Source organism: Kribbella speibonae (assembly GCF_004331375.1).
Classification (GTDB): Bacteria; Actinomycetota; Actinomycetes; order Propionibacteriales; family Kribbellaceae; genus Kribbella; species Kribbella sindirgiensis.
On record NZ_SJKC01000007.1, the window covers coordinates 79,761 to 102,313 of the forward strand.

General features: G+C 70.5%; 24 protein-coding genes. 11 read left to right on the top strand and 13 right to left on the bottom strand.

Translation table 11 applies throughout. From position 1 onward, the window contains the following. Window positions 1-8: 8 nt before the first annotated feature. The 10 genes from cydB to E0H92_RS37180 all read left to right on the top strand — a co-directional run bounded on the left by cydB (window position 9) and on the right by E0H92_RS37180 (window position 10,971). Complete coding sequence (cydB, locus tag E0H92_RS37135; protein WP_131499569.1) at window positions 9-1,016, top strand: cytochrome d ubiquinol oxidase subunit II; 1,008 nt, start codon at window positions 9-11, stop codon at window positions 1,014-1,016. After that, window positions 1,016-2,698 carry a thiol reductant ABC exporter subunit CydD gene (gene cydD / locus E0H92_RS37140; RefSeq protein ID WP_131499570.1) on the top strand — a complete coding sequence of 561 codons (1,683 nt, stop codon included), beginning with the start codon at window positions 1,016-1,018 and terminating at the stop codon, window positions 2,696-2,698. The genes cydB and cydD overlap by 1 nt, the downstream gene beginning before the upstream one ends. Then, entirely contained in the window at window positions 2,695-4,467 is a 1,773-nt protein-coding gene (gene cydC / locus E0H92_RS37145) for a thiol reductant ABC exporter subunit CydC (RefSeq protein ID WP_131499571.1), read from the top strand. Before cydD ends, cydC begins: the two co-directional genes overlap by 4 nt. 28 nt (window positions 4,468-4,495) lie before the next feature. Further along, window positions 4,496-4,735, top strand: coding sequence for a type II toxin-antitoxin system Phd/YefM family antitoxin (locus E0H92_RS37150; RefSeq protein ID WP_131499572.1), 240 nt, complete (start codon window positions 4,496-4,498; stop codon window positions 4,733-4,735). Then, complete coding sequence (locus E0H92_RS37155) at window positions 4,732-5,154, top strand: type II toxin-antitoxin system VapC family toxin (protein ID WP_131499573.1); 423 nt, start codon at window positions 4,732-4,734, stop codon at window positions 5,152-5,154. The genes E0H92_RS37150 and E0H92_RS37155 overlap by 4 nt, the downstream gene beginning before the upstream one ends. Window positions 5,155-5,245: 91 nt before the next feature. Beyond that, window positions 5,246-7,618, top strand: a complete 2,373-nt coding sequence (locus tag E0H92_RS37160) for a phosphoketolase family protein (protein ID WP_131499574.1) — start codon at window positions 5,246-5,248, stop codon at window positions 7,616-7,618. Beyond that, window positions 7,615-8,436, top strand: a complete 822-nt coding sequence (locus tag E0H92_RS37165) for a universal stress protein (protein ID WP_165550211.1) — start codon at window positions 7,615-7,617, stop codon at window positions 8,434-8,436. Before E0H92_RS37160 ends, E0H92_RS37165 begins: the two co-directional genes overlap by 4 nt. 133 nt (window positions 8,437-8,569) lie before the next feature. Further along, entirely contained in the window at window positions 8,570-9,202 is a 633-nt protein-coding gene (locus E0H92_RS37170; RefSeq protein ID WP_131499576.1) for a hypothetical protein, read from the top strand. After that, a complete protein-coding gene (locus tag E0H92_RS37175; protein ID WP_131499577.1) occupies window positions 9,199-10,074 on the top strand; it encodes a universal stress protein in 876 nt (291 codons plus the stop codon). Before E0H92_RS37170 ends, E0H92_RS37175 begins: the two co-directional genes overlap by 4 nt. 30 nt (window positions 10,075-10,104) lie before the next feature. After that, a complete protein-coding gene (locus tag E0H92_RS37180; protein WP_131499578.1) occupies window positions 10,105-10,971 on the top strand; it encodes a universal stress protein in 867 nt (288 codons plus the stop codon). 21 nt (window positions 10,972-10,992) lie between these two features. On the opposite strand, the gene E0H92_RS44825 is transcribed toward E0H92_RS37180, so the two are convergent. From E0H92_RS44825 to E0H92_RS37240, 12 genes are all read right to left on the bottom strand, one after another. Next, complete coding sequence (locus tag E0H92_RS44825; RefSeq protein ID WP_202874010.1) at window positions 10,993-11,160, bottom strand: hypothetical protein; 168 nt, start codon at window positions 11,158-11,160, stop codon at window positions 10,993-10,995. 245 nt (window positions 11,161-11,405) lie between these two features. Further along, window positions 11,406-11,906: an FMN-binding protein gene (locus tag E0H92_RS37190; RefSeq protein ID WP_238173761.1), complete on the bottom strand. Its 501-nt coding sequence runs from the start codon at window positions 11,904-11,906 to the stop codon at window positions 11,406-11,408. 13 nt (window positions 11,907-11,919) lie between these two features. Further along, window positions 11,920-13,332, bottom strand: coding sequence for a ferredoxin reductase family protein (locus E0H92_RS37195; RefSeq protein ID WP_202874011.1), 1,413 nt, complete (start codon window positions 13,330-13,332; stop codon window positions 11,920-11,922). A gap of 23 nt (window positions 13,333-13,355) precedes the next feature. Further along, the gene (locus E0H92_RS37200; RefSeq protein ID WP_131499579.1) at window positions 13,356-14,564 is read right to left on the bottom strand and encodes a sensor histidine kinase; all 1,209 of its coding nucleotides are present in this window, start codon (window positions 14,562-14,564) and stop codon (window positions 13,356-13,358) included. A gap of 23 nt (window positions 14,565-14,587) precedes the next feature. After that, window positions 14,588-15,247 (bottom strand): response regulator transcription factor, encoded by a 660-nt coding sequence (locus E0H92_RS37205; RefSeq protein ID WP_131499580.1) that lies wholly within the window; start codon window positions 15,245-15,247, stop codon window positions 14,588-14,590. Further along, window positions 15,244-15,993, bottom strand: coding sequence for an FAD:protein FMN transferase (locus E0H92_RS37210; protein ID WP_131499581.1), 750 nt, complete (start codon window positions 15,991-15,993; stop codon window positions 15,244-15,246). The genes E0H92_RS37205 and E0H92_RS37210 overlap by 4 nt, the downstream gene beginning before the upstream one ends. Before the next feature lie 24 nt (window positions 15,994-16,017). After that, a complete protein-coding gene (locus E0H92_RS37215) occupies window positions 16,018-16,692 on the bottom strand; it encodes a CBS domain-containing protein (protein WP_202874012.1) in 675 nt (224 codons plus the stop codon). After that, window positions 16,692-17,540: a universal stress protein gene (locus E0H92_RS37220; protein ID WP_131499582.1), complete on the bottom strand. Its 849-nt coding sequence runs from the start codon at window positions 17,538-17,540 to the stop codon at window positions 16,692-16,694. Before E0H92_RS37220 ends, E0H92_RS37215 begins: the two co-directional genes overlap by 1 nt. 14 nt (window positions 17,541-17,554) lie before the next feature. Next, window positions 17,555-18,448 (bottom strand): class I fructose-bisphosphate aldolase, encoded by an 894-nt coding sequence (locus tag E0H92_RS37225; protein ID WP_131499583.1) that lies wholly within the window; start codon window positions 18,446-18,448, stop codon window positions 17,555-17,557. A gap of 25 nt (window positions 18,449-18,473) precedes the next feature. Further along, window positions 18,474-19,337 carry a hypothetical protein gene (locus E0H92_RS37230; protein WP_202874013.1) on the bottom strand — a complete coding sequence of 288 codons (864 nt, stop codon included), beginning with the start codon at window positions 19,335-19,337 and terminating at the stop codon, window positions 18,474-18,476. Further along, complete coding sequence (locus tag E0H92_RS37235; protein WP_131499584.1) at window positions 19,330-19,698, bottom strand: HPF/RaiA family ribosome-associated protein; 369 nt, start codon at window positions 19,696-19,698, stop codon at window positions 19,330-19,332. Before E0H92_RS37235 ends, E0H92_RS37230 begins: the two co-directional genes overlap by 8 nt. Continuing rightward, window positions 19,695-20,648, bottom strand: coding sequence for a DUF2157 domain-containing protein (locus tag E0H92_RS37240; protein WP_131499585.1), 954 nt, complete (start codon window positions 20,646-20,648; stop codon window positions 19,695-19,697). Before E0H92_RS37240 ends, E0H92_RS37235 begins: the two co-directional genes overlap by 4 nt. 189 nt (window positions 20,649-20,837) lie before the next feature. Between E0H92_RS37240 and E0H92_RS37245 the strand changes: the two genes are divergently transcribed. Beyond that, window positions 20,838-21,614, top strand: coding sequence for a sigma 54 modulation/S30EA ribosomal C-terminal domain-containing protein (locus E0H92_RS37245; RefSeq protein WP_165550212.1), 777 nt, complete (start codon window positions 20,838-20,840; stop codon window positions 21,612-21,614). Here E0H92_RS37245 and E0H92_RS37250 read toward each other — a convergent pair. Further along, entirely contained in the window at window positions 21,589-22,548 is a 960-nt protein-coding gene (locus E0H92_RS37250; RefSeq protein ID WP_165550213.1) for an Acg family FMN-binding oxidoreductase, read from the bottom strand. The genes E0H92_RS37245 and E0H92_RS37250 overlap by 26 nt on opposite strands. Window positions 22,549-22,553: the final 5 nt, after the last annotated feature.

Consider the following 22,553-nt stretch of genomic DNA (forward strand, 5'->3'; position numbering starts at 1 on the left):
GTCCTCCAGTGGAACTCACCGACATCTGGTTCCTGCTGATCGCGGTCCTGTGGACCGGTTACCTCGTGCTCGAGGGTTTCGACTTCGGCGTCGGCATGCTGCTGCCCGCGGTCGCCAAAGACCCGGTCGACCGTCAGGTCGCGCTGCGGACCATCGGCCCGGTCTGGGACGGCAACGAGGTCTGGCTGCTGGTCGCCGGCGGCGCGACCTTCGCGGCGTTCCCGTTCTGGTACGCGAGTCTGTTCTCCGGCTTCTACCTCGCGCTGCTGGTCATCCTCGTCGCGCTCATCGTGCGCGGCCTCGCCCTGGAGTACCGCAACAAGCTCCACGACGAGGCCTGGCACCGGCGCTGGGACCTCGCCATCGTGATCGGCAGCGCCGTACCGGCCTTGCTCTGGGGCGTGGCGCTGGCCAACATCGTCCGCGGCGTACCGCTGAACGAGAACCACGACTACACCGGCAACTTCTTCACCCTGCTGAACCCGTACGCCCTGCTCGGCGGGCTGACCACCCTGGTCCTGTTCGCCCTGCACGGCGCGATCTTCCTCGCACTCAAGACGCACGGACCGGTCCGCGACCGCGCCCGCGCACTGGTTCTGCCGCTCGGCGCCGCAACCGTGCCGCTCGCGGCAGCCTTCCTGCTCTGGACCCAGACGTACGACGGGTCGTGGATCACCTGGGTCCTGGCGGTGCTGGCGGCGGTCTGCCTGCTCGGCGGAATCCTCGCCTCGCGCGCCGGACGCGACGGTCTCGGCTTCCTCGGTACGGCGGCCACCATCGTGCTCGCGGCCGCGACACTGTTCGTCACGCTGTACCCGAACGTCCTGCCGTCGACGACCGATGCTGCCTTCAGCCTTACCACGACGAACGCCGCGTCCACGCCGTACACGCTCAAGATCATGACCTGGGTAGCGGTGAGCTTCACGCCGATCGTGCTGTTGTACCAGGGCTACACCTACTGGGTCTTCCGCCGGCGGCTCACCCGCGACGACATCCCTCAGGTCACGGTCTCCTGATGCCGGCCGTCGATCGCAGGCTGCTTCGTCACACCCGCGGCACCAGGATCTTCCTGGTGCTGTCGGCCGTGACCGGCACCGCACAGGCCGCGCTGATCCTGATCCAGGCCTGGCTGCTGGCCGGCATCATCGCCGACGCCTTCCTCGGTGGTCTCGCGCTCGACCGCCTGCGCGCTCCGGTCCTTGCCCTGGCCGCCACATTGCTCGGCCGGGCCGTGCTCGCCTGGGTCGCCGAGGTGGTCGCGCAACGGTGCTCCGCCGCGGTCAAGTCCGAGCTGCGGATGCGGTTCCTCGACAAGATCGTTGCCCTGGGCCCACGCTGGCTGACCGGCGAGCGCAGTGGCGAGCTCACCACGCTGGCCACCCGTGGCATCGACGCCCTGGACGACTACTTCGCCCGCTACCTGCCGCAGCTCGTGCTCGTCGGCATCGTCCCGCTGGTCGTCGCCGCCAGGATGCTGGCCGCGGACTGGCTCAGTGCGGTGATCGTCGTGGTCACACTGCCGCTGATCCCGGTGTTCATGGTTCTCGTCGGGCTCACCACCAAGGCAGCGACCGCGCGTCACTGGGAGACGATCCAGACACTCGCGCATCACGTCCTCGACGTCCTCGCCGGGATCGGCACGTTGAAGGTGTTCGGCCGGTCCCGCGCACAGGTCGCGACGATCCGCCGGCTCGCCGACCGCCAACGCCGTACGACGCTCGCCACGTTACGGATCGCCTTTCTGTCTTCTCTCGTTCTCGAACTCGTCGCGACGCTGTCCGTCGCACTGGTCGCCGTCTCCGTCGGCCTCCGATTGGTCGACGGCCGGCTGGACCTGCGGACCGCGTTGCTCGTCCTCATCCTCGCTCCCGAGGCCTACCTGCCGCTGCGGCTCCTCGGCGCCCACTACCACGCCAGCGCCGAAGGCCTCGCCGCGGCCGACGAGCTCTTCACCGTCATCGACCACGCCGCGCCGCCGCCTGGTGAGCTGATCGCCGATCCCGCCGCCGCGATCGTTCTGCGGGAGGTCACGGTTGACGGGCGGGAGACGAACCCTTCGACCACACCCGCGCTCTCGACGCACAGTGCGCCGGTGCTCGACCGTGTCTCGGTTGTGATCGAGCCCGGGCAGGTGACCGGCGTGGTCGGTGCCAGCGGCGGCGGGAAGTCCACACTGCTCGGCCTGCTCCTCGGCACCGTCCGCCCGGACGCCGGCCAGGTCCTTGCCGGCGGCATCGATCTCGCCCAGGCAGACCTCGACCGCTGGCGGCGCGGCGTCGCCTGGATGAGCCAGGATCCGGTCCTGTTCGCCGGCACCGTGGCGGACAACATCCAGCTCGGGACCGTCGTCGCGGACAGCGGACGGAGTGCGCGCGAGGCGTGGGTCGACGTACGGCGGGCGGCTCGTGCGGCGCGGGTCGACGTACCGCTCGATCTTGTGCTTGGCGAGCGGGGTGCAGGGGTGTCGGCTGGGCAGCGGCGGCGGATCGCGCTCGCCAGGGCGATCTTGCGCGACGCTCCGCTGCTGCTGCTCGACGAGCCGACCGAGAGCGTCGACCCGGCCACCGAACAGGCCCTCCTCGAGTCGCTCCCGGGCGCCTTCGCGGGCCGTACCGTCGTCCTCGTCACCCACCGCCCCGCGCTCCTGCAACTGTGCGACCGCGTCGTCCACTTGGACCGTACGGCGGTACCGGCATGACCACCTTCCGTTGGCTGAGCGTCGTCGTACGGCCAGAGCTCAAGCGCCTGATTGCGGCCGCAGTCCTTGGCGTTCTCGCCATGACCTGCTCGATCGGGCTGATGGCGACCTCGGCCTGGCTGATCTCGCGCGCCGCCGAGCATCCGCCGGTGCTCTACCTGACGGTCACGATCGTCGCGGTCCGTGCCTTCGGCATCGGGCGTGGCGTCCTGTGGTACGCCGAACGACTCGTCGGCCACGACGCCGCGTTCCGTGTGCTCGGCCGGACCCGCGTCCAAGCCTGGATCGATCTCGACCGCGCCGCGCCAGCCGGGCTCGGCGGTTCCCGGGCCGGCGACCTGCTCACGCGGGTCACCCAGGACGTCGACGCCATCCAGGACCTGCTCGTCCGCGCCCTGCTCCCGATCGCGATCAGCCTGCTCACCGGCATCGCCACGGTCGCGCTGCTCACCGCGCTCTTGCCGGCCGCCGGAGTGGTCCTGCTGGTCGGATTGGCCGCCGCAGGCCTTGGCGCGCCCGCCGCTTCGCTCCTGCTGTCCGCCCGGGCCGAACGCCGCTTCGCCCCGGTCAGGTCGACACTGACCACTGGCGTCCACGAGTTGCTCACCGGCCTCGCGGACCTGACCGCGTACGGCGCGACCGACCAGCGACTGCACCAGATCCGGCGGCAGGACGCCCGCCTGACCGGGATCCTGCGGCGTTCCGCGTTCTCCACCGGTGTGGGCGCGGCGATCACGAACACCGCACTCGCCTGCACCGTGACCGGCGAGATCCTCGTCGGCGTCCCCGCGGTGCGCGACGGTCGGCTCGCGGGCGTCGTCCTCGCCGTCCTGATCCTCACTCCGCTGGCGGCGTTCGAACTCGTCACCCCGCTCCCCGCCGCGGCACGGCACCTGATCCGCGGCCGGCAGGCCGCCGACCGGCTGCGGGCCCTGGCCGACCTCCCCGCACCATCAGTTGCCTGGGACACCGAACCGGCTCCACCCGGCCACCAGACCACTGCGCCTGCGGAGGCCGGCGTGCTGTCCGTGCGACAACTGACCGTCCGCTGGCCGGGGGCGGCCGATCCGGCGCTGGCCGGGATCGACCTCGACCTGCGCCCCGGGCAACGAGTCGGGTTGATCGGGCCGAGCGGGTCCGGGAAGAGCACGCTGGCGGCGACGGTGATGGGGTTCCTGACGCCCGAGTCCGGCCGGGTCACCTTCGGCGGTATGGACCTCGCCGCCCTCGACGAAGCGTCGTACCGCCGGCAGGTCGTGCTGTGCGGGCAGGACGACCACGTCTTCGACGCCACCGTCCGCGAGAACCTCCTGATCGGCAAGCCGGACGCCACCGACGAACAACTCCTCGACGTCCTCGACCAGGTCCGCCTCGGCGCCTGGGTACGGCGGCAACCCGACGGGCTCGCCACCACCGTCGGAGAACGCGGCGCGCGCATCTCCGGCGGCGAACGCCAGCGCCTGGTGCTCGCCCGCGCCCTGCTCGCGGACCCCGCCGTACTCGTCCTCGACGAACCCACCGCCCACCTCGACGGCCCGACCGCCGACGACCTCATCCACGACATCACCCGAGCCACCGAGGGCCGTACGACGCTCCTCATCACCCACCGCCACCGCGATCTCGAGGCCGTCGACGACGTACTCGACCTCTCCGTCGGTGTCCTGACAACCTACGAACGCACGCTGTCCCAGGCACTGCGACAGATCTCCACCGGTCGGACGGTGAGCTGTGGTGCTGCTTGTCACCTTCTACCGCCTGCAGTATTGTAGGTACGTACCTACGCAGGAGGTGATCGCGATGACGGCAATGAGTGCACGGGACTTCAACCGGGATGTCAGTGCGGCGAAGCGAGCGGCTTCCGAAGGGCCTGTCGTGATCACCGACCGCGGAGAACCGGCGTACGTGCTGCTGTCCTTCGAGGAGTACCGGCGGCTGCGTGAGGACGGGAAAGACCTCGTTGACCGGTTGAGCATGGACGAAGAGATCGACTTCGAGCCTGAGCCGGTCCGGATCGAGCTGAAGATCCCCGACCTGTGACCTTTCTGCTCGACACCAACGTCATCAGTGAACTGCGCAAGCCGATCCGCGTGGCCGACGGCAACGTGCGGTCGTGGGCGGCCGCCTGCCGCCCCTCGGACCTGCACCTCAGCGTCGTCACCGTCCTGGAGCTCGAGATCGGTATCGGGCGACTCGAACGGAAGGACCGGGCGCAAGGACAGCGCCTTCGCCTCTGGCTGGAGGGCAGCGTCCTGGCCGAGTTCGCCGGCCGGATCCTCCCCGTGGATCTGGCCGTGGCGCGGAGGGCGGCACGGCTGCACGTTCCAGATCCGCGACCCGACCGCGACACGCTGATCGCCGCGACGGCGGAAGAGCACGGCATGACCGTGGTGACCCGCAACCTCGCCGACTTCGAGCCCCTGAACATCCCTCTGATCAACCCGTGGCTACCGGCCTGAGACGCTTCACCGGCACACTGCCGATAGGTCCTCGAAGTGCCGGGACCTTCGCCTCTGGTTGCGCGGACGGGCGTCGACCAGGCTGAAGGCCATGCATGAACTCACCGGAAAGCCCTTGTCCGACGAGGAACTCGCCGATCTCGACGCGTACTGGCGCGCCGCCAACTATTTGTCCGCCGGCCAGATCTATCTCCTCGGCAATCCGCTCCTGACCGAGCCGCTGCGACCCGAGCACATCAAGCCGCGGCTGCTCGGCCACTGGGGAACGACGCCGGGCCTGAACATGGTGTACACGCACCTCAACCGGGTCATCCGCCGCCGCGACCTGACCATGATGTACGTCATCGGTCCCGGCCACGGCGGGCCCGCGATCGCGGCCAACACCTGGCTCGAGGGCAGCTACAGCGACACCTACCCGGACGTCTCCCGGGACGCGGGCGGCATGGCCCGGCTGTTCCGTCAGTTCTCGTTCCCCGGCGGCATCCCGAGCCACGTCGCGCCGGAGCTGCCCGGTTCGATCCACGAGGGCGGCGAGCTGGGGTACTCGCTGAGCCACGCGTACGGCGCCGTACTCGACAACCCGGACCTCGTGGTGGCGTGTGTGATCGGCGACGGCGAGGCCGAGACCGGGCCCCTGGCGGCCTCATGGCACTCGAACAAGTTCCTCGACCCGAAGACCGACGGCGCTGTACTGCCGATCCTGCACCTGAACGGCTACAAGATCGCGAACCCGGCGGTCCTCGCGCGGATCGGCGACGACGAACTGACCCGGTTGCTGGAGGGGTACGGCTACCGGCCGTACCTGGTCGACGGTTCGGAACCCGAGCACGTCCACCAGGCGCTCGCGCTCACGCTCGAACAGGTCCTCGACGACATCGCCACGATCCAGGCCGAGGCACGCTCACAGACCGACGTGTCCCGCCGGCCGTGGCCGATGATCGTGCTGCGGACACCGAAAGGCTGGACCGGCCCGAGCGAGGTCGACGGCGTGCCGGTGGAAGGCACCTGGAGGTCGCATCAAGTGCCGCTGGCGGGTGTCCGGACGTCTCCGGAGCACCTGCGGATGCTGGAGGACTGGCTGCGCAGCTACCGCCCGGACGAACTGTTCGACGCCGAGGGCCGGCCGGTGGAGCGCCTGCTGCGGCAGGTGCCGGCGTCCGAGCGGCGGATGGGGTCGAGCCCGCACAGCAACGGCGGCCTGCTCCGGCGTGACCTCGAACTGCCCGACGTCGAGGACTACGCCGTACCGGTCGAAACACCAGGCGGAGCCGAACACGAGCCGACCCGCGTGCTCGGCGACTACCTTCGGGACGTGATGCGGGCCAACCTGCCGCACCGCAACTTCCGGGTCTTCGGGCCCGACGAGACCGCCTCGAACCGGCTCGACGCCCTCTACGACGTCACCGGTAAGGCATGGAACGCCGAGGTGCTGCCGACCGACGAACACCTCGCGGTCGACGGCCGGGTGATGGAGATCCTCAGTGAACACACCTGTCAAGGCTGGCTCGAGGGCTACCTGCTGACCGGGCGGCACGGCTGGTTCTCCTGCTACGAGGCGTTCGTGCACCTCGTCGACTCGATGGTCAACCAGCACGCGAAGTGGCTCAAGGTCACCCGCGCACTCCCCTGGCGCCGGCCGCTCGCGTCACTCAACTACCTGCTCACCTCACACGTCTGGCGGCAGGACCACAACGGCTTCTCCCACCAGGACCCCGGCTTCATCGACCACGTCGTCAACAAGAAGGCCGAGGTCATCCGCGTCTACCTCCCGCCGGACACCAACACGCTGCTGGCCACCGCAGACCACTGCCTGCGCAGCAAGGACTACATCAACGTCATCGTCGCCGGGAAACAGCCGCAGGCCGATTGGCTCGGGCCCGAAGCCGCCGCGCTGCACTGCGCCCGCGGGCTCGGGGTCTGGGAGTTCGCGAGCAACGACGACGGCGACCCCGACGTGGTCATGGCCTGCGCGGGCGACGTACCGACCCTGGAAACCCTCGCCGCGGTCAGCCTGCTGCGCGAACATCTGCCGGCGCTGAAGATCCGCGTCGTCAACGTCGTCGACCTGATGCGCCTGCAACCCGCCAGCGAACACCCGCACGGGCTGCCGGAGGCGGACTTCGACGCGCTGTTCACGCAGGACAAGCCGATCATCTTCGCCTACCACGGCTACCCCTGGCTGATCCACCGCCTCACCTACCGGCGGTCGAATCACGAGAACCTGCATGTGCGCGGCTACAAGGAAGAGGGCACCACGACGACCCCCTTCGACATGGTGGTGCGCAACGATCTCGACCGGTTCCACCTTGCACTCGACGTCATCGACCGGGTGCCCGGCCTCGGCCAGCGCGCCGCCGAGGTCCGCCAGTGGCTGATCGACCAGCGCGCCCGGCACCACGCCTACATCCTCGAGCACGGCGAGGACCTGCCCGAGATCCGGAACTGGCAATGGAGGACACCATGAGCACCACGAAGGTTGTCGTCGGCATCGACGGCCGTCCCGACTGCGAGAACGCGATCCGCTGGGGCGCCGCCGAGGCCGCGTCGCGCGGCGCGGAACTGCACCTCGTGCACGCGTTCATCTGGGCGGAGTTCCGCGGGGTCCCGCTCGGCGCGAGCGACATGGCGCCGGGGCTCCGCGCACAGGCCGACCGGATCGTCGCGGACGCGGTCGAGCTGGCGCGGAAGTTCGAGCCGGGCGTGCCGGTCACCGGCGAGCGCGTCGACGGTTTCCCGGCCGCCGTACTGCTCGCGGAGTCGTGGCAGGCCGAGCTGATCGTGATCGGCAGCCGGCTCACCGGACGCTTGCTCGGGCTCGTCGTCAGCTCAGCCGGGACCGAGCTGGCCGCGCACGCGCACTGCCCGGTGGTCGTCGTACGACCGACCGAGGACTCGCTCGCCGGCAGTCAGGTCGTCATCGGGTACGACGGATCGCGGCCGGCCGATGCCGCGGTCGACTTCGGCCTCGGCTACGCGCGACGGCACGGGCTGACGGCCCGGATCGTCGCGGTCCTGGGCGAGGACGAGGACGACGACCACGACCTGCTGGCCGGCGTTCGCGCGCATGCCCTCGCGGACGACACCGAGCTCATCGAGGTCACCGGCCATCCGTCGGAGCTGCTCCTCGAATGGTCCGCCGACGCCCAGCTGCTCGTCGTCGGATCACGCGGCCGCGGCGGCTTCGCCGGTCTCGTGCTCGGCTCGGTCAGCCAGACGATGCTGCACCAGTCCCCCTGCCCGGTCGCCGTCATCCCGCACGCGGCCCTTCAAAGCCCCCAGTAACCGGATCCTCCGGCACCACCCCCTTCCGAAGTGCCGAACGGCCCGCCGGACCCGGGACGTATGCCGGTTCCGCACGCGCACCGACGAGCAGACCCTGGAAGCGGGGAGACAGATCGGCTCAGGGAGGCGCACAGTGCTCACCGACCAGCTGACGTCCACGGCGCTCGGCGTCCTGCTGCACGCCGCCGAGGCCGCGCCCGGGCTGCATGTCCCCCGCCCCTGGCGTATCGAGGTCGACGGTCACCTCGTCGACTTCCGCCTCGACGCCGCCGCGTCCGACCCGGTGGCGCGGGTCCAGCGCATCGCGACCGGTGCGGCCGTGTTCAACCTGCGGTGCGCCGCCGCGTCGATGAACTTCGACAGCTGGATCAGCCGCTTCCCGTACCCGCACGACCCGACCCTCGCCGCCCGGATCGTCGTCGAGCCGACCGGCCTGCCGGACCAGGAGCTGCAGGAGCTGTACGCCGCGATCCTGTCGCGGAATCTCACCCGCCCGGCAACAGCTCCGGACCAGCAGGTACGCCGCGTGCTCGAGCGGGCCGCGGCGATCGAGGACGCCCATCTGACCTGGCTTCCGCTGGACGCGCTGGCCGTCGTCGTGACCCACGGCGCCGAGCCCGCGGACCAGCTCCAGGCCGGCGTCGCCCTCGAACGTGTCCTGCTCACCGCCACCTCGCACGACCTCCGGGCGGACTGCCTCAACTACACGTTGATCCGCTTCGGCGGAGCACCGAGCCATGCCTCTGACCAAGGGAGATCGCAATGACCACACAACCCGCCCCGATCGTCGTCGGGTACGACGGTTCCACCGGCAGCCAGAGCGCCCTGCGCTGGGCGACCACCGAGGCCGTCCGTACGAGGGCGCCGCTGCGACTCGTCGAAGCCTTCGAGCTCGTCATCGTCACGCGGCCCGCGCCCGGGTACGTCGTACCGCTCGAGGCGGTCCGCACCGCGCGCCAGAAAGGGCTCGACGCGGTGGCCGAAGGGATCCGTCTGCACCACCCGGATCTCACGGTCGAGAGCAGCCTGGCCGGAGGCCCCGCCTCGCAGATCCTGGTCGAGGCGGCAGAGGACGCCCGGATGGTCGTCCTGGGATCTCGTGGCCTCGGCGGCTGGAGCGGCCTCCTGGTCGGCTCGGTCGCGGTCCAGGTCACCACGCACGCGCGGTGCCCGGTGGTCGTGATCCCGCCCGACCTGCGGGCGCACGCACACGAAGGCGCCACTGTCGTCGTCGGCGTCGACGGCTCGAAGACGTCGGCGAAGGCGATCGACTTCGCCTTCGACCAGGCCGACGCCCGGCACGCCCAGGTCGTCGCCCTGCATACGTGGACCTCACCGTTCCTCACCTACGCCGACGGCGCGTCGATGCTGCAGTTCGACGAGGAGAAGATCCGCGACGAGGCGCGGCTGCTGGTCGCGGAGTCCGTCGCCGGCGCGGCCGCCGACCATCCGGACGTCAAGTGGACGACCGAGCTCGTCACCGGCTCGGCAGCGCAGGCCCTGGTCCGGCGCTCCGAGTCCGCCGACCTCCTGGTCGTCGGCTCCCGCGGCCGGGGCGGGTTCACCGGTCTCCTCCTCGGTTCGGTCAGCCAGAGCGCGCTGCACCACGCTCACTGCCCGATCGCCATCGTCCACTGAGCCGGCCCGACGTTCGGAAGGTGGGACCCGATGACCAGCGGACTGCCCGTCCTGGTGGGGATCGACGGCTCCCGGGACGGAATCATCGCGCTGACGTGGGCAGCGGCGTACGCCGGATTGCGGCAGGCGCCGCTGCATGCGGTGTACGTCGTCGACGAGGACCGGCAACTGCCCGTCGGCACGCCTCCGCCCGGACCCGATGACGGCAGTGAGGTGCTCGACGACGCCGGCGAGGCGCTCGACAGGATCGGCTTCTCGGCCGCGACGCTCGAAGTCCGCCACGGGCACCCGGCACAGGTCCTGCTCGACCTGTCCGAAAGCTCGCAGGCTCTGGTCGTCGGGCGCCGCGGGATGGGTGGCTTCGCCGAACTGGTCCTCGGCTCCACCTCCCAGGTGTGTACGGCGCTGGCCACGAAGGTCCCGTTGATCGTCGTCCCGGACACCTGGGACCCCGCAGCGCCCGCGCGCGGACGGGTCGTCGTCGGTGTCGACGGCTCCGTCGAGGGCCAGGAAGCGGTCCGCTTCGCGTTCGAGCTGGCGAGCGCGACCGGCGCGGAGCTCTTCGGCGTACACGCGATCCAGCTCCGGGAAGCCTGGCCCGATCCCAGCACCTGGCAGGACCCGGCACGGCAGCTGTGGATCCAGAACGCCGACGAGTTGCTGTCCGAGACCCTCGACGGCTGGACGGCGAAGTACCCCGGCACCGTCGTCCGGCAGCACGCCGTCACCGACCACCCGGTCCGCGTCCTGGCCCGCGAGTCCCAGGACGCGGATCTCGTGGTGGTCGGTGGCGTCGGACGGACCGCGTTCTCCGAACTCCGGATGGGATCCGTGGCCCGCGGCCTCCTTCACCACTCCCACTGCCCGGTCGCCGTCGTGCACCACCCGGACCCTTGAGCTGGAGATCACCTGACGGCGTCAGGGGCGCGCAGCCCAGTTGTTCCAGCTGGCCTTGGCGCCGGAGTCGCCGATGCGGACGACGTCGTACACAGCGGCGCCCGAGACGAGCACAGCGACCACGGTCAGGCCCGTGGTGAGGGCCTTCGAGGCAGGTGCGAGGAAGGTTCGCTGCGCCGCTCGAGCCACTCGCCCGCTTCGGTGGTGATCGGCACGAGCACGACGACGAGCGCGGCCAGGGGAGCGGGAGGAGGACGACTACGGCGTGCACGAGGAGTACGTGTGCGGGAAGGCCGTTGACAGTCTGCATTCGGGTTCCTTCTGTCCAAGTGTCCGGTGGTTCCGGCTCGTCGGGTAAAGCATCAGCAGGACGAGGAGTACGGCGGTGACTCCGCCGACCACGAGGTTGCGCCGCAATCGCTTCGAATGCGTCGTCATCGCGCACCGGCCTGGTGGGCGGCGTCGAGTGCCGACTGCAGCGACTGGCGATACCCCTCTGAAGTGAACGTGGCCCCGGAGACCGTGTCGATCCGGGCGCTCTGTGCCGCCATCGCCTCGCGGTCGAGCTGCGGGACCGCGAAGCTGTTGATCTCGTCGGACCGCCCGTCACCGCTCGGGTGCTGCAGCGTGTGTGTCCTGGTGATCCGCCCACCGCGCACGGTGATCTCCACCTGGACCGGCCCGTACTGCGTGTCGACGACACCGCCGGCTACCACGACCGACGACGGTCGCGCCGAGCCGGCGGCTGGAGTGGGCGACGCCGGCGTACGGCGCCCTGTGGCCGGCGGCCGCCTGGACGACGGCGTTGCCGGCGGTGCGGGGCTGACCACGGCGGCACTTCCGACGGTCGAGTGCGGCTGCATACTCGCGCGGAACGACGCCGCGATCACCGCCGCGGTAGCCACCGTCATCAACAGCCTGAGTCCGCGCCTCACGCTCCCACTCCTCTCACCACGAGAACCGCTCCTGGTGCAACTGGTTCGGCGGCAGCCCGGTCGCACGCAGCGCAGCACACATCGCATCCATCCACCGGTCGGGCCCGCAGACATACACGTCGTACCGCGCGATTCCAGGCACCAGGCGCCGTACGGCGTCCTCGTCGGACCAGGACCGGGCGCCTTCCGGCAACCACGACTCCCGGCCCCGCAGACGGGGACCGAGCAGGTAATGCAGAGCGACCCCGTAACGCCGGGACAGTTGCTCGAGCTCTTCGCGGAAGACCACGTCCGCCAGGCTGCGTGCGCGGTAGACGAGGACCTCCGCACCCGGCCGGTCCTCCAGCAACGCGCGCAGCGGGGTGATACCGATGCCGCAGGCAAACATCGCGACGCGATCGGTGACCTGGCTCTCCGCGGTCAGTCGGCCGTAAGGGCCCTCGACCGCGACCCGCGTACCAGGCCGCAACCGCGCAAGCCGGCTGCTGCCGTCGCCGGCGGCCTTCGCGGTCACACGGAGCCGGTCCGGCGCCGGCGAGGCCGACAACGAGTACGGGTTGCCCCGTGACCATCCCGGACCGTCGAGGAACCGGAACACGAAGTACTGCCCGGCCCGGACCGGCATCCTGTGCAGCTTCCGCCCACCGAGCAGAACGGTCACCACACCGGGCGCCTCGCGGATCACCTCACGCACGGTGAGCCCGTGCCGCAGCGTCCGCCAGACCGGCAGTGCGATCCGGTACAGCAGGGTCGCGCCGAGAGCAACGCCGTACGACGACCACCAGTACAGCCGCGCAACCCGGGAAGTCGTGAAGTCGGCACCGGTCCAGATCTCGTGGGGAACGGACAACCCGACTCCGACGTAGGCATACAGGTGCAGCAGATGCCACGACTCGTAGCGCAGCGTCTTCCGCGCGGCCTTGACCGATGTGAGGACCACCAGCGCCAGCGCGAGACTCGCCGCGACGGCGAGCAGCATCCCGCCGTACGTCGTGACGACGGACCACGTCTCGCGCAGCAGGTTGCGGTGATCGCGCAGCGTGTACCCGGCGAGGATCAAGGCGATGTGCGCCAGCAGGAGGTTGAACGACCAGAAGCCGACCAGCCGGTGACGGCGGGTCAACTCGTCCTGGCCGTAGCTGCGCTCGATCATCGGCACCCGGGCCATCAGGAACACCTGGACCAGCAACAGGTTCGCCGCGATCAGGCCCGACAGCCTCCCCAGCGACGTGAGAAGGCCGGCCGGCCCGTCCGCCACGGTTTGCAGGCCACGCCCGGACACCCAGAGCGCGACCACCACCAGCACGCTCACCCAGCACAGGACACCGACAGCGTCGCGCCACCACGCCGGCGTCGGACGCGGCCGTCGCCGGACGTGCATGGTCCGCGGGCGGTTCGCCGCCGGCGCGGGTACGCGGTACGTCATGCGACGACGATGACCGCGGATTCTTAGCCCTTCCTTGGACCGTCTTCCGCGATCGCGGGCAGGACGAGTTCGAAGGTCGCCCCGACCTCGCTCGGCACGAGCCGGAGCTGACCGCCGAGCCGGTTGGCCACGTCGTGCGCGAGCGCCAGCCCCAGCCCGTAGTGGGCCCGTCCGGCCCGGTGACCACCGGAGTCGAACCGCCGCAGGACGCGCTGCGCGGCCTCCGGGCCGATTCCCGGACCGGTGTCGCTGACCGCCAGGATCACGTCACCGCGATGCCGCCGTACGGCGATCCGCACGTCACCACCAGGTGGTGTGTGATCGATCGCGTTGTCGACCAGCGCGATCGTCGCCCGCCGGATCGCGCTCGGCGAACCGAGAGCCAGCGCGGTGTCGCGGTCGGCCTGCCACTGCAGCAGCACCCCGGCCTGCTCGGCATGGGCGTGCGCGGTCTCGGTGAGATCCCGCGCGATCCGGACCAGGTCGACCGGCTCGTGATCCTCGGCGCCGCGAGGATCGGCCGCGGCCAGCAGGTCGTCGACGACGTCGGCCAGCCGGCGGGTGTCGTCGACGACGCCGTCCGCGTCGCCCAGGATCTCGTCGTCGGCACCGCTGCGGCGCAGAGACCGCACCAGCACCTGGGCCCGGGTGCTCAGCAACGTCAACGGCGTCCGCAACTCATGACCGGCATCGGCCACGAACGCCCGCTGCAGCGTCAGCGCCTGCGCCAGCGGCCGTACGGCGCGACGCCCGATCAGCACGCCCAGCAACCCGGCCAGTGCCAGGCCGAGCGCGGTCGCGAACCCCATCGTCTGCACCAGCCGTGCACGCTCCCGGTGCGCCGTCGCGAGATCCAGCACGGCCTGGACCGGCCGGCCCTTGGCGAGACCGCTGGCGATGCGGTACTCGCCGTCGTCGTCGCCGCCGATCGTCGTCAACCGGATCTGTCCTCCGGCCTGAGCGCGCAGCGCCGCCAACTCCGGAAGAAGCTCCGTGGGCAGACCGGGTGACGTGGTCACGCCGGAGGAATCGGCGATCACCAGCCAGGTTCCGGCGGGCGGATCGCCGACATCGTCGGCCGTCACGACGGCGGACCGGAGCAGGTCGTCCGCCGCGCCGGCCTGCCCACGCACGACGACCAGTGTCACCAGGGTGATCAGCAGCAGCATCGCCAACGCGACCAGCGCGGCGGCCTGGACGGCGACGTCACGGGCAGCGCGGCGAACCAGCACTTCGTCACCGATCGGCCGGCCACTCACAGCTTGCCCAGCCGGTAGCCGAGACCGCGCACCGTGCTGATCACGCCACGCCCGAGCTTCCGTCGGCAGTAGTGCACGTAGGTGTCGACGACCGTCTCCGACTCCGCACCGCCGAACACCCGGTCGAGAAGCTCGGCACGGCTGAACACGATCCCCGGTCTGGCCGCCAGGAGCGCGAGCAACGCGGCCTCGCGCTCGGACAGCTCCACCGGCCTGCCGTCGGTACGCCGTACCGTCCGAGTGGCCAGGTCGAGCGAGCCATCGGGTACGGCGAGCTCGACGGCGTGATCCAGGTGACGGCGAAGCAGGGCACGAACCCTGGCCAGCAACTCGGTGAGCTCGAACGGCTTGGTCAGATAGTCCTCGGCGCCGGCGTCGAGGCCTTCGACCCGGTCCGCCGTGCTGTTCCGTGCGGAGAGCACCAAGATCGGTGTGCCGACACCGCGACCCCGCAGCCGTGCGATCAGGTCCAGCCCTTCGACGGCGGGCAGGCCGCGGTCGACGATCATCGCGTCCACGTCCCGCGTCAAGGCCAGGTGCAGTCCGGTGTGGCCGTCACCCGCGCGCGTCACGGCGTACCCCTCGTCGGTCAGCACACGGTCGAGCAGCCGGGCCAGATCGGCGTCGTCCTCGACCACCAGGATCCGCGAACTCATGCCTGTCCCCAGCCGGCGGTCGCGGACAAGGTGCCGTCGGCAAGCACTCCGAGCCCTTCGTACCCGGGAAGCAGGACCTTGCGCCAGTCGTCCCCCGCCACGAACGCGGCCGTGGCGAGCACATCGGCGTACTCCAGCGACGGACCGGTCACCGAAACCGACAGCCACCGCGTGTCCACCGGACCGCCGGACCGCGGGTCGTACAGGTGCTTGCCGCGCGCCGCGGTCCCGCTCGTCGCCACCGCGCCGCCGGTCCGCGGCAGGCCGGCGACGACGCCACCCGGGTCGCGCGGATCCTGGATGCCGACCGTGAAGGGCTCGTTGCTCGGGCACACCACGAGTACGTCACCGCCGGCGTTCAGGCACCAGTCCACGTCCTCGACCGCCCGCAGCAGCTCACCCGCCTGCTCGACAGCCCAGCCCTTGACCAATCCCGAAGGATCCCATGCGCCGCCGGGCACTTGCGCGTCGAACAGGCCGCCGGTCAGCTCGCGCGCGGCAACACACCGCTCGGCCACGGTGCGCACCACCGGATCGACACCGTCCCAGGTCAGCGCACCACGCGCCAGCAGGCTCACGGCGCTGTCGGCCTTGTACGGCGAGAACACCCGATCGACCTCGGTCAGCTCGGCGAACACCTCCCGCACCACGGCCTCCACCCGCCGGGTCCTCGCGCCCGGCCCGCGCGCGAGGACACTGATGGGCAGACCCATGATCTGCTCGACCCAGCTCCGCCGCAGCACCATGCCGCAACGGTACGTCGCGCCTCCTCAGTAGAACGTGGCGCCTGTGGAACGCGTCGTGTCGTCGACCCTCCAGGTCAGCCCGTTGTGCACGCCGACCACACCGTCCACGCCGGCGATCAGATGCTCGGCGAAGGCGACCGTGCTGCGCTTCTCCACCTGTCCGCTCAGCATCACGACGCCTTCCTGTACGGAGACCTCCACCGCCAACGGGTCGTCCCACAGGTGGCGGTCGACGACGTCGCGCCGTACCCGGGCCAGGAGATCCTCGTCGGAGCCGAGGAAGGCCCGGAGCAGGTCCGAGCGCGCCACAATCCCGATCAGCTCGTCCCCGTCCGTCACCACCAGACGGGTGAGGCCACGGGCCGCCATCAGCCGAGCCGCCTCGTCCAATGTGCAGCCGCCTTCCACGGTGACTGCCGGGCTGGTCATCAACGCTCCGGCAGTCAGCGCCCGTGCCTTCGAGCGGGCCGTGCGACGCGACCAGGACAGCACACGCCGCGGCGTCCGCTGGAACTCCTCCTTGCGGAGCAGATCCGTCTCGGACACCACGCCCACCACGCCACCGGACCGGGACCGGACCGGGACCGCGCTGATGCGGTGCTCTGCCAGGAGAGCGGCGACAACCTTGAACGGCGTGTCCTCGGTGACCGTGACGACGCCTTTCGTCATCACGTCGGAGACTGTCATGAAGTGCCTCATCAGGACTCCTTGTGCCGCCGGACGATCGCCACGGGCGAGTGCGCGTGATGCAGCAGGTTCTGGCTGACCGAGCCGAGGAGCAGACCGGCGACACCGCCGCGGCCGCGCGACCCGACGACGACGAGCGACGCCTTCTTCGACATCTTCACGAGCCGTGAGCCGGCCCGCCCTGCGGCCACGGAGGCGCGCACCGCGACCGTGGGGTACTTGTCCCGGTAGGGTCGCAGGCTGTCGGCAAGCCAGGTCTTCAGCAGTGCCTCCGTACTGTCGATCGCCGCGGCATTCTCCACCTGCGGTTGCCAGCAATACACGACCCGCAGCGGCTCGCCGCTCCGCGCCGCCTCCTCGAACGCGAACCTCAGCGCGTCCTCGGAGTCCGGAGACCCATCGGTGCCCACGACAACCGGTCCGGTACGGCGTTCGCCGCGCACCACGACCACCGGGCAGGGCGCCTTGGCCGCCACCGACGTCGCGACCGAACCGAGCACGGCGGCCGACATCTTGTTCCGCGACCGGGTCCCGACCACGACCATCTCGGCGTCCACCGCCTCGGCGAGGATCGCGTGCGCCGGATCCTCGTTCGCCAGCCAGCCGGACCCGCCCTTGTACCCGAGACGATCGCGGGCGTACTGCACCGCGTGATCGAGCTGGCGCTCGTACTTGTCGAGCGGCATCGGCGGCGGGACATAGCCCTCGACCCCGAGCGCCGGCCAGCGGCTCAGCTCGTTCAGGTACGCGCGGATCACCCGCACCGGCGCCTCCCGCGCCCCGGCCGCCTCCACTGCCCACCGCAGCGCGAGCTGTGCCTCGGGCGTCTCGTCGATCCCCACCAGGATGTACTTCTTCATCACCGGGATTCCTTTCACTCACTCGGATGCTGGACGAGGATTTCCTTGAGGCCGTCGACGAACGCCAGCGACTCGTCGTACCCGCGCTGCCACACATTCCGCCCGAAGATGCACCCGAGCCCGCCGGCGTCCATCGCCTGCTCGGCCTTGCGATACATGGCGTCGTCACCGGCCCGCTCACCACCGGAGACCAGCACCAGCGTCCGGTTCGCCGACCGCACGACACCGTCGATCGCCTGCTGCGGAGTGAAGATCTCCTCGTACGGCGCCTTGACTCCTGCGCGCTTGTCCGGGTGCGGGAAGTTCACCTTCACCACGTCCGCGCCGAGCTCGCTGGCCACCCGTGCGGCGTAGTCGACCGCGTAGAACGAGTCCTTGCCGCCCTTCGCCTCGATCGCCTCGCCCCGCGGGTACGCCCACACGACCAGCGGCATCCCGAACCGCTCGGCGTCGGTGCGGATCTGCCGGTACTGCGCGAAATCCGCTTCCTGCGCCGGCGAACCGACGTACAACGTGTACCCGACCGCGTCCGCCCCGAGCCGGACCGCGTCCTCGACACTGGCGTGCACGGGCGACAGCGCGGCCGCATCCGACGGGATGTCGGTCTTGCCGTTCAGCTTCAGGATCAGCGGGATCTCACCGGCGTAGTCCCAGAAGAACTTCTCCGCCAGCCCGATCTGGATCGCGATCCCGTTGAACTCCCCAGCGATCGCGAGCTTCATGATGTACTTCGGGTCCGACGCCTCCGGGTTCGCGAAGAAGTCCCGCGGACCGTGCTCGAGACCTTGGTCGTACGGCAGGAACAACGCCGTACCGTTCTGCAGCCCGTGGCCGAACAGGATCCTGCGCAGCCGCGCCTTCTTCCCCGCGCTCAGCCCGAGCTCGTTCAGTGCTGCCCGCTTCGACATGGTCACCCTCCCCTTCGTCCGAAACTCAATCGATGGACCGGATCGCCGTGACGGCGAACGCCTCGACACCCTGGTAGTGGCCGCCGGTCGACGCCACGATCACGACGGCGGGATCGGTCGGAGTGCGGAACGAGACCCGCGCGGACCACGGCTGGTTCTGGCCACCGGCCGGCACGCAGCAGAAGGACCCGATCCGGTCCGACGACGAAACCTGCCGTACGTCGATACGGATCGACTCGTCGACGCCCGTGATCCGTCCACCGACCGTCAACGGTGACCCCGCCGCCGCCCCGTACCGGGGCTGCGTCAGCGTCAGCGAGCTGTCCCTGCTGCCGACGACCTCCCACGGCGCGTCGCTCCCCTGCCCCAGCCGGGCAAGGTGCAGGACCGCGGCCACCGACGGCCGGTTTCCGTCCGCCTGGTAGCCCACCGACACGTAGGCCTCGTCGGCACGAACCGATCGGGACACGACCAGGTCGATCTCGCCGAAGCCGAGGAACCCGGTGGTGAACGCGAGCGCAGTCTGTCCCGCGTCGAGATGCCACGGCTGCGTGCCCTGCGAGCGGTACACACGCTGCCAGTCGGCCGCCTCGGCCTCGGAGCGGAACGGCCACATCGGCTGGTACCGGAACACCCGCGGACCCGGGCTGGTCGTGGTCGGCGTCGGGCTCTGGGCCGGGTTCTGGGTCGTCGTCACGGTCACGGTCGGACCTGGCTGCGTGACGGTCGCACTCGGCGCCGGCGACGTACCGGTAGGTTCGTCCGGCTTGTTGATCACGACAACCATCGCGACGGCGAGCGCAATGATCGCGAGACAGGCGATCGCGATCGCCCAGCGCGCCCGAATGTCCGTCACCATCCGCTCCGGACCCGGATCGTTCTCAGTCATCTCCGTCCTCCTCGCTCTCCACCGGGACCGTGATCCTGGGAGCGCCGATTCGCCGCTGCGAACGTGAACGGTCGTGGACGTCGCTGAGCTGCCGCCGCAGTCGATCCGCTGCCTCGTCGACGGCCTCGGCCGGGGTCGCGGCCGTGGCGTGCACGTGCAGCGGCGATCCGTCCAGCACCACCTCGACCTCGACAGCAGCCGGCCGCTCGTTCGCGGGGTTCGTCCCGAGACTCACCACGACATGGACGTGCTGGACCCGCGTCGACAGGCGGTTCAAGGCCTGCGTGACTTTGCCGGCCGCGTACTTGGCGTCCGGTTCGGGCACCTGTCCGCGTACGGTCAGCTGCACGGGTGTGTTCATGGCCGCCTCCTTCGGGCTGTGTAGAGAGCTGCGGCGACCAGTAGTCCGCCGAAGACGAGCAGCACCAGCGGGGGCGCCAGGTCTCCGGGGAACCACTCGGTGACCACCGCAGGCAGAATGTTCAGCGCGCCCAGCGCGCCGACGCCGAGGAGCATCAGGTCGCGGAAACGCACCGCGAGAACGACGATCGCCACGACGGTGACCAGCGCGAGCACCATGCCCGCGTCGGTGGGCAGCGTCATGACGGCTCCGACCAGGATGCCCAGCGCGCTGAGCGCCAGCACCGGCCGCCGCGGTGTCGTCACGCCGACCACACCGAGCAGGAACCAGACAACGCCGACACCCCAGACCGCGAGACCTGGCAGGTGCGCGTCATCGGTCACCTTCGCGACCACCGCCGCGGTCGTGACCATCAGCGCCACGAAGACCGCGGCTTGCTGCGCGACGGTCCGGAGCCGCGACCACAGTCCGGCCGCGACGACCGTCGCTGTGACGCCCGAGACGATCGCGATGTCCACACCGTGCAGCTCGAGAACGATGTCGGCGAACAGCGCGGCGAACCCGGCGGCGGCCGCTGTCGCCAGCAACCACAGGACGGACCGCAGGCGGACGCTCGCCTCACCCAGCCGGCGTGGGACCACGGAACCAGCAACGACGAGCAATGCCGACGCACCACCCACGAGCGCCAGTCGACCCAGGTCCGGCAACGCGTCCCAGTACTGGGCGCCGAGCAGGCCGGCGGCAATCAGAACGATCGTTCCGCCCAAGTAGGCGAGCGCCTCGACCAGCACCGCGCTACGCTCCCGCTGCGGTGCGGCGGGGATTACCGCTTTCTGCTCCACGTCGGCGCGCAAGCGGACTGCCTGATCCGCGCTGATCAGCCCGGCATCGGCCCAGTGCGCGATGAGCCGTGGCAGATCCTGACGCCGGCTGGCCGATGACCTCCTCATGGCTCCACGATCTGCCGCCACACCAGGCACCGGCAGGGCCGAACGTCACATCCACGCCAGGACTCTCACCAACTCCTGTCAGCGCCCCGGCAGGAGGGACCAATGGCCCGGATTCAGGGCCCAACAGTCCTCCCCGGAGCCACGCCCGAGGTGCGACCGTGGGACGGACGTAAGGAAAGAGAGTTCTCCATGGTCGCGGAGCTTCACAGGGCGTCGCCGATTCTCGTTACCGCGCAGGGCATTCTGCCGACCGACACCGTGGCGGTGATTCACCAGCACCTGCGACCGATCCTCGGCGCAGCTGCCGCGCACAGCCGGGTCCGCATCACCAGGCTCGTCGAGCCGACCCTGACCCGGCCCATCGTGGCGCAGGTCGACATACAGCTGGCCGGCCACCGCATTCGCGCGCAGGTCACCGCCTCGACGGCGCCCGACGCCGTCGACCGGCTCGCGGCTCGCACGATCGACCAGCTGCGCCTGATCCCGCGGGCACTCGCCGACTGCCTCCGGGATCGCGCGACGAACCACTCGCAACCGTCGTTCCCGGAACTGCTGCCGCCTGGCGAACGCCGTATCGCCCGCCGCAAGACCAGCGCACCGGTCACGATGTCCGTCCGCGAAGCCATCGCCCAACTGCAGGCCATGGACTACCGCTTCCACCTCTTCCGCGAACGCTACAGCCGCCAAGAGGCGGTGGTCCTCCGCAACGTCTCGGGCGGCTACCGCATCCTCCAGACCCGGCCCAACCCGATCGGTCTCGAGGTCGCGACACCGCCACTCGTCCTCGCCGCGGCGGAGCGCCTGACCCTGGCCGAGGCCATCGACCGCCTCGACCTGACCGGCGCGCCGGTCGTGGTCTTCGCCATCAGGACGACCGGTCGCCTGCACGCCCTCTATTCCCGCTACGACGGCAACTACGGCCTTCTGGGCCCCACCCCGTTCAGTCGGGAATCAGTACGTCGTTGATCGCGCGTCGCGGTGTCGGCGGGACCGGCGTACCGTAGCCGAACCGGATCACGGCCTGTGGCCGCTGCCACGGACCAAGCGGGTCGTTGATCTGTGTCCGGAGTTCCTCGTGCTCGATCGCCTGGTTGAGCAGCGAGGTCGAGATCCCGCGGGCCGTGGCCTCCAGCAGCACGTGTTCCAGCGCCTGTCCCGCGCGCAGCCACTCGATCGGGCCGTCGTACCGGGTCGCGAGGACGGCGAGCTGTGGGTGCGCCTCGAAGTCGGCCACCGGCCGCTGCGCATCCGCCTCGGTGGCGGCCAGGTCCCGGACCACCGGATCGCCACCGGCGGCCCGTGACCCCAGCGCGCTCGACGGGACGCCGTCGGCCGCCCGGTCGCCACCGACCCAGTGCCGGCGCTCGGCCGTCCGGGCCCGGTCCTCGTCGTCCGCGGTCGTCGCCTCATTCGTTGCTATCCGCAACCACCAGCGCCGGGTCGGCTTGTCGATCCACTGCAGTACGGCGCCCTCCACGCGGGCGCACAGGTCGAGCTCGGCCCGCAGCTGCGGGGACAGCGGCTCGTCGGTGAACGGCTCCCGGTTCGTCCGCCGCTTGGTCAGGTACGGCGCGAGGCCCGCGATCGATGGCGTGGGCGGTCCGTCGAGCTCGATGACGGCGACCAGATCGGGACGCCGCCGATCCATCAGGTGCCGCACCGCCGACCCCGTGCCACGTGCCGCGGCGGCCACCCGCAGGTTGAAGATCGCCGCTCCCAAGGAGAGGAACAGCATCCGTCGCGACGGGTCCTCGGCCGGCAACTCGCGCTCCCGGTCCCGGTGCACCTCCACCGTCGACTCCACGAACCGGAACCGCCACGGCTGGGTGTTGTGCACCGACGGCGCCGCGACCGCCGCGCTGAGCAGTCTCTCCCGATCGGCCTCGGTCAGCTTGTTCATCGCCA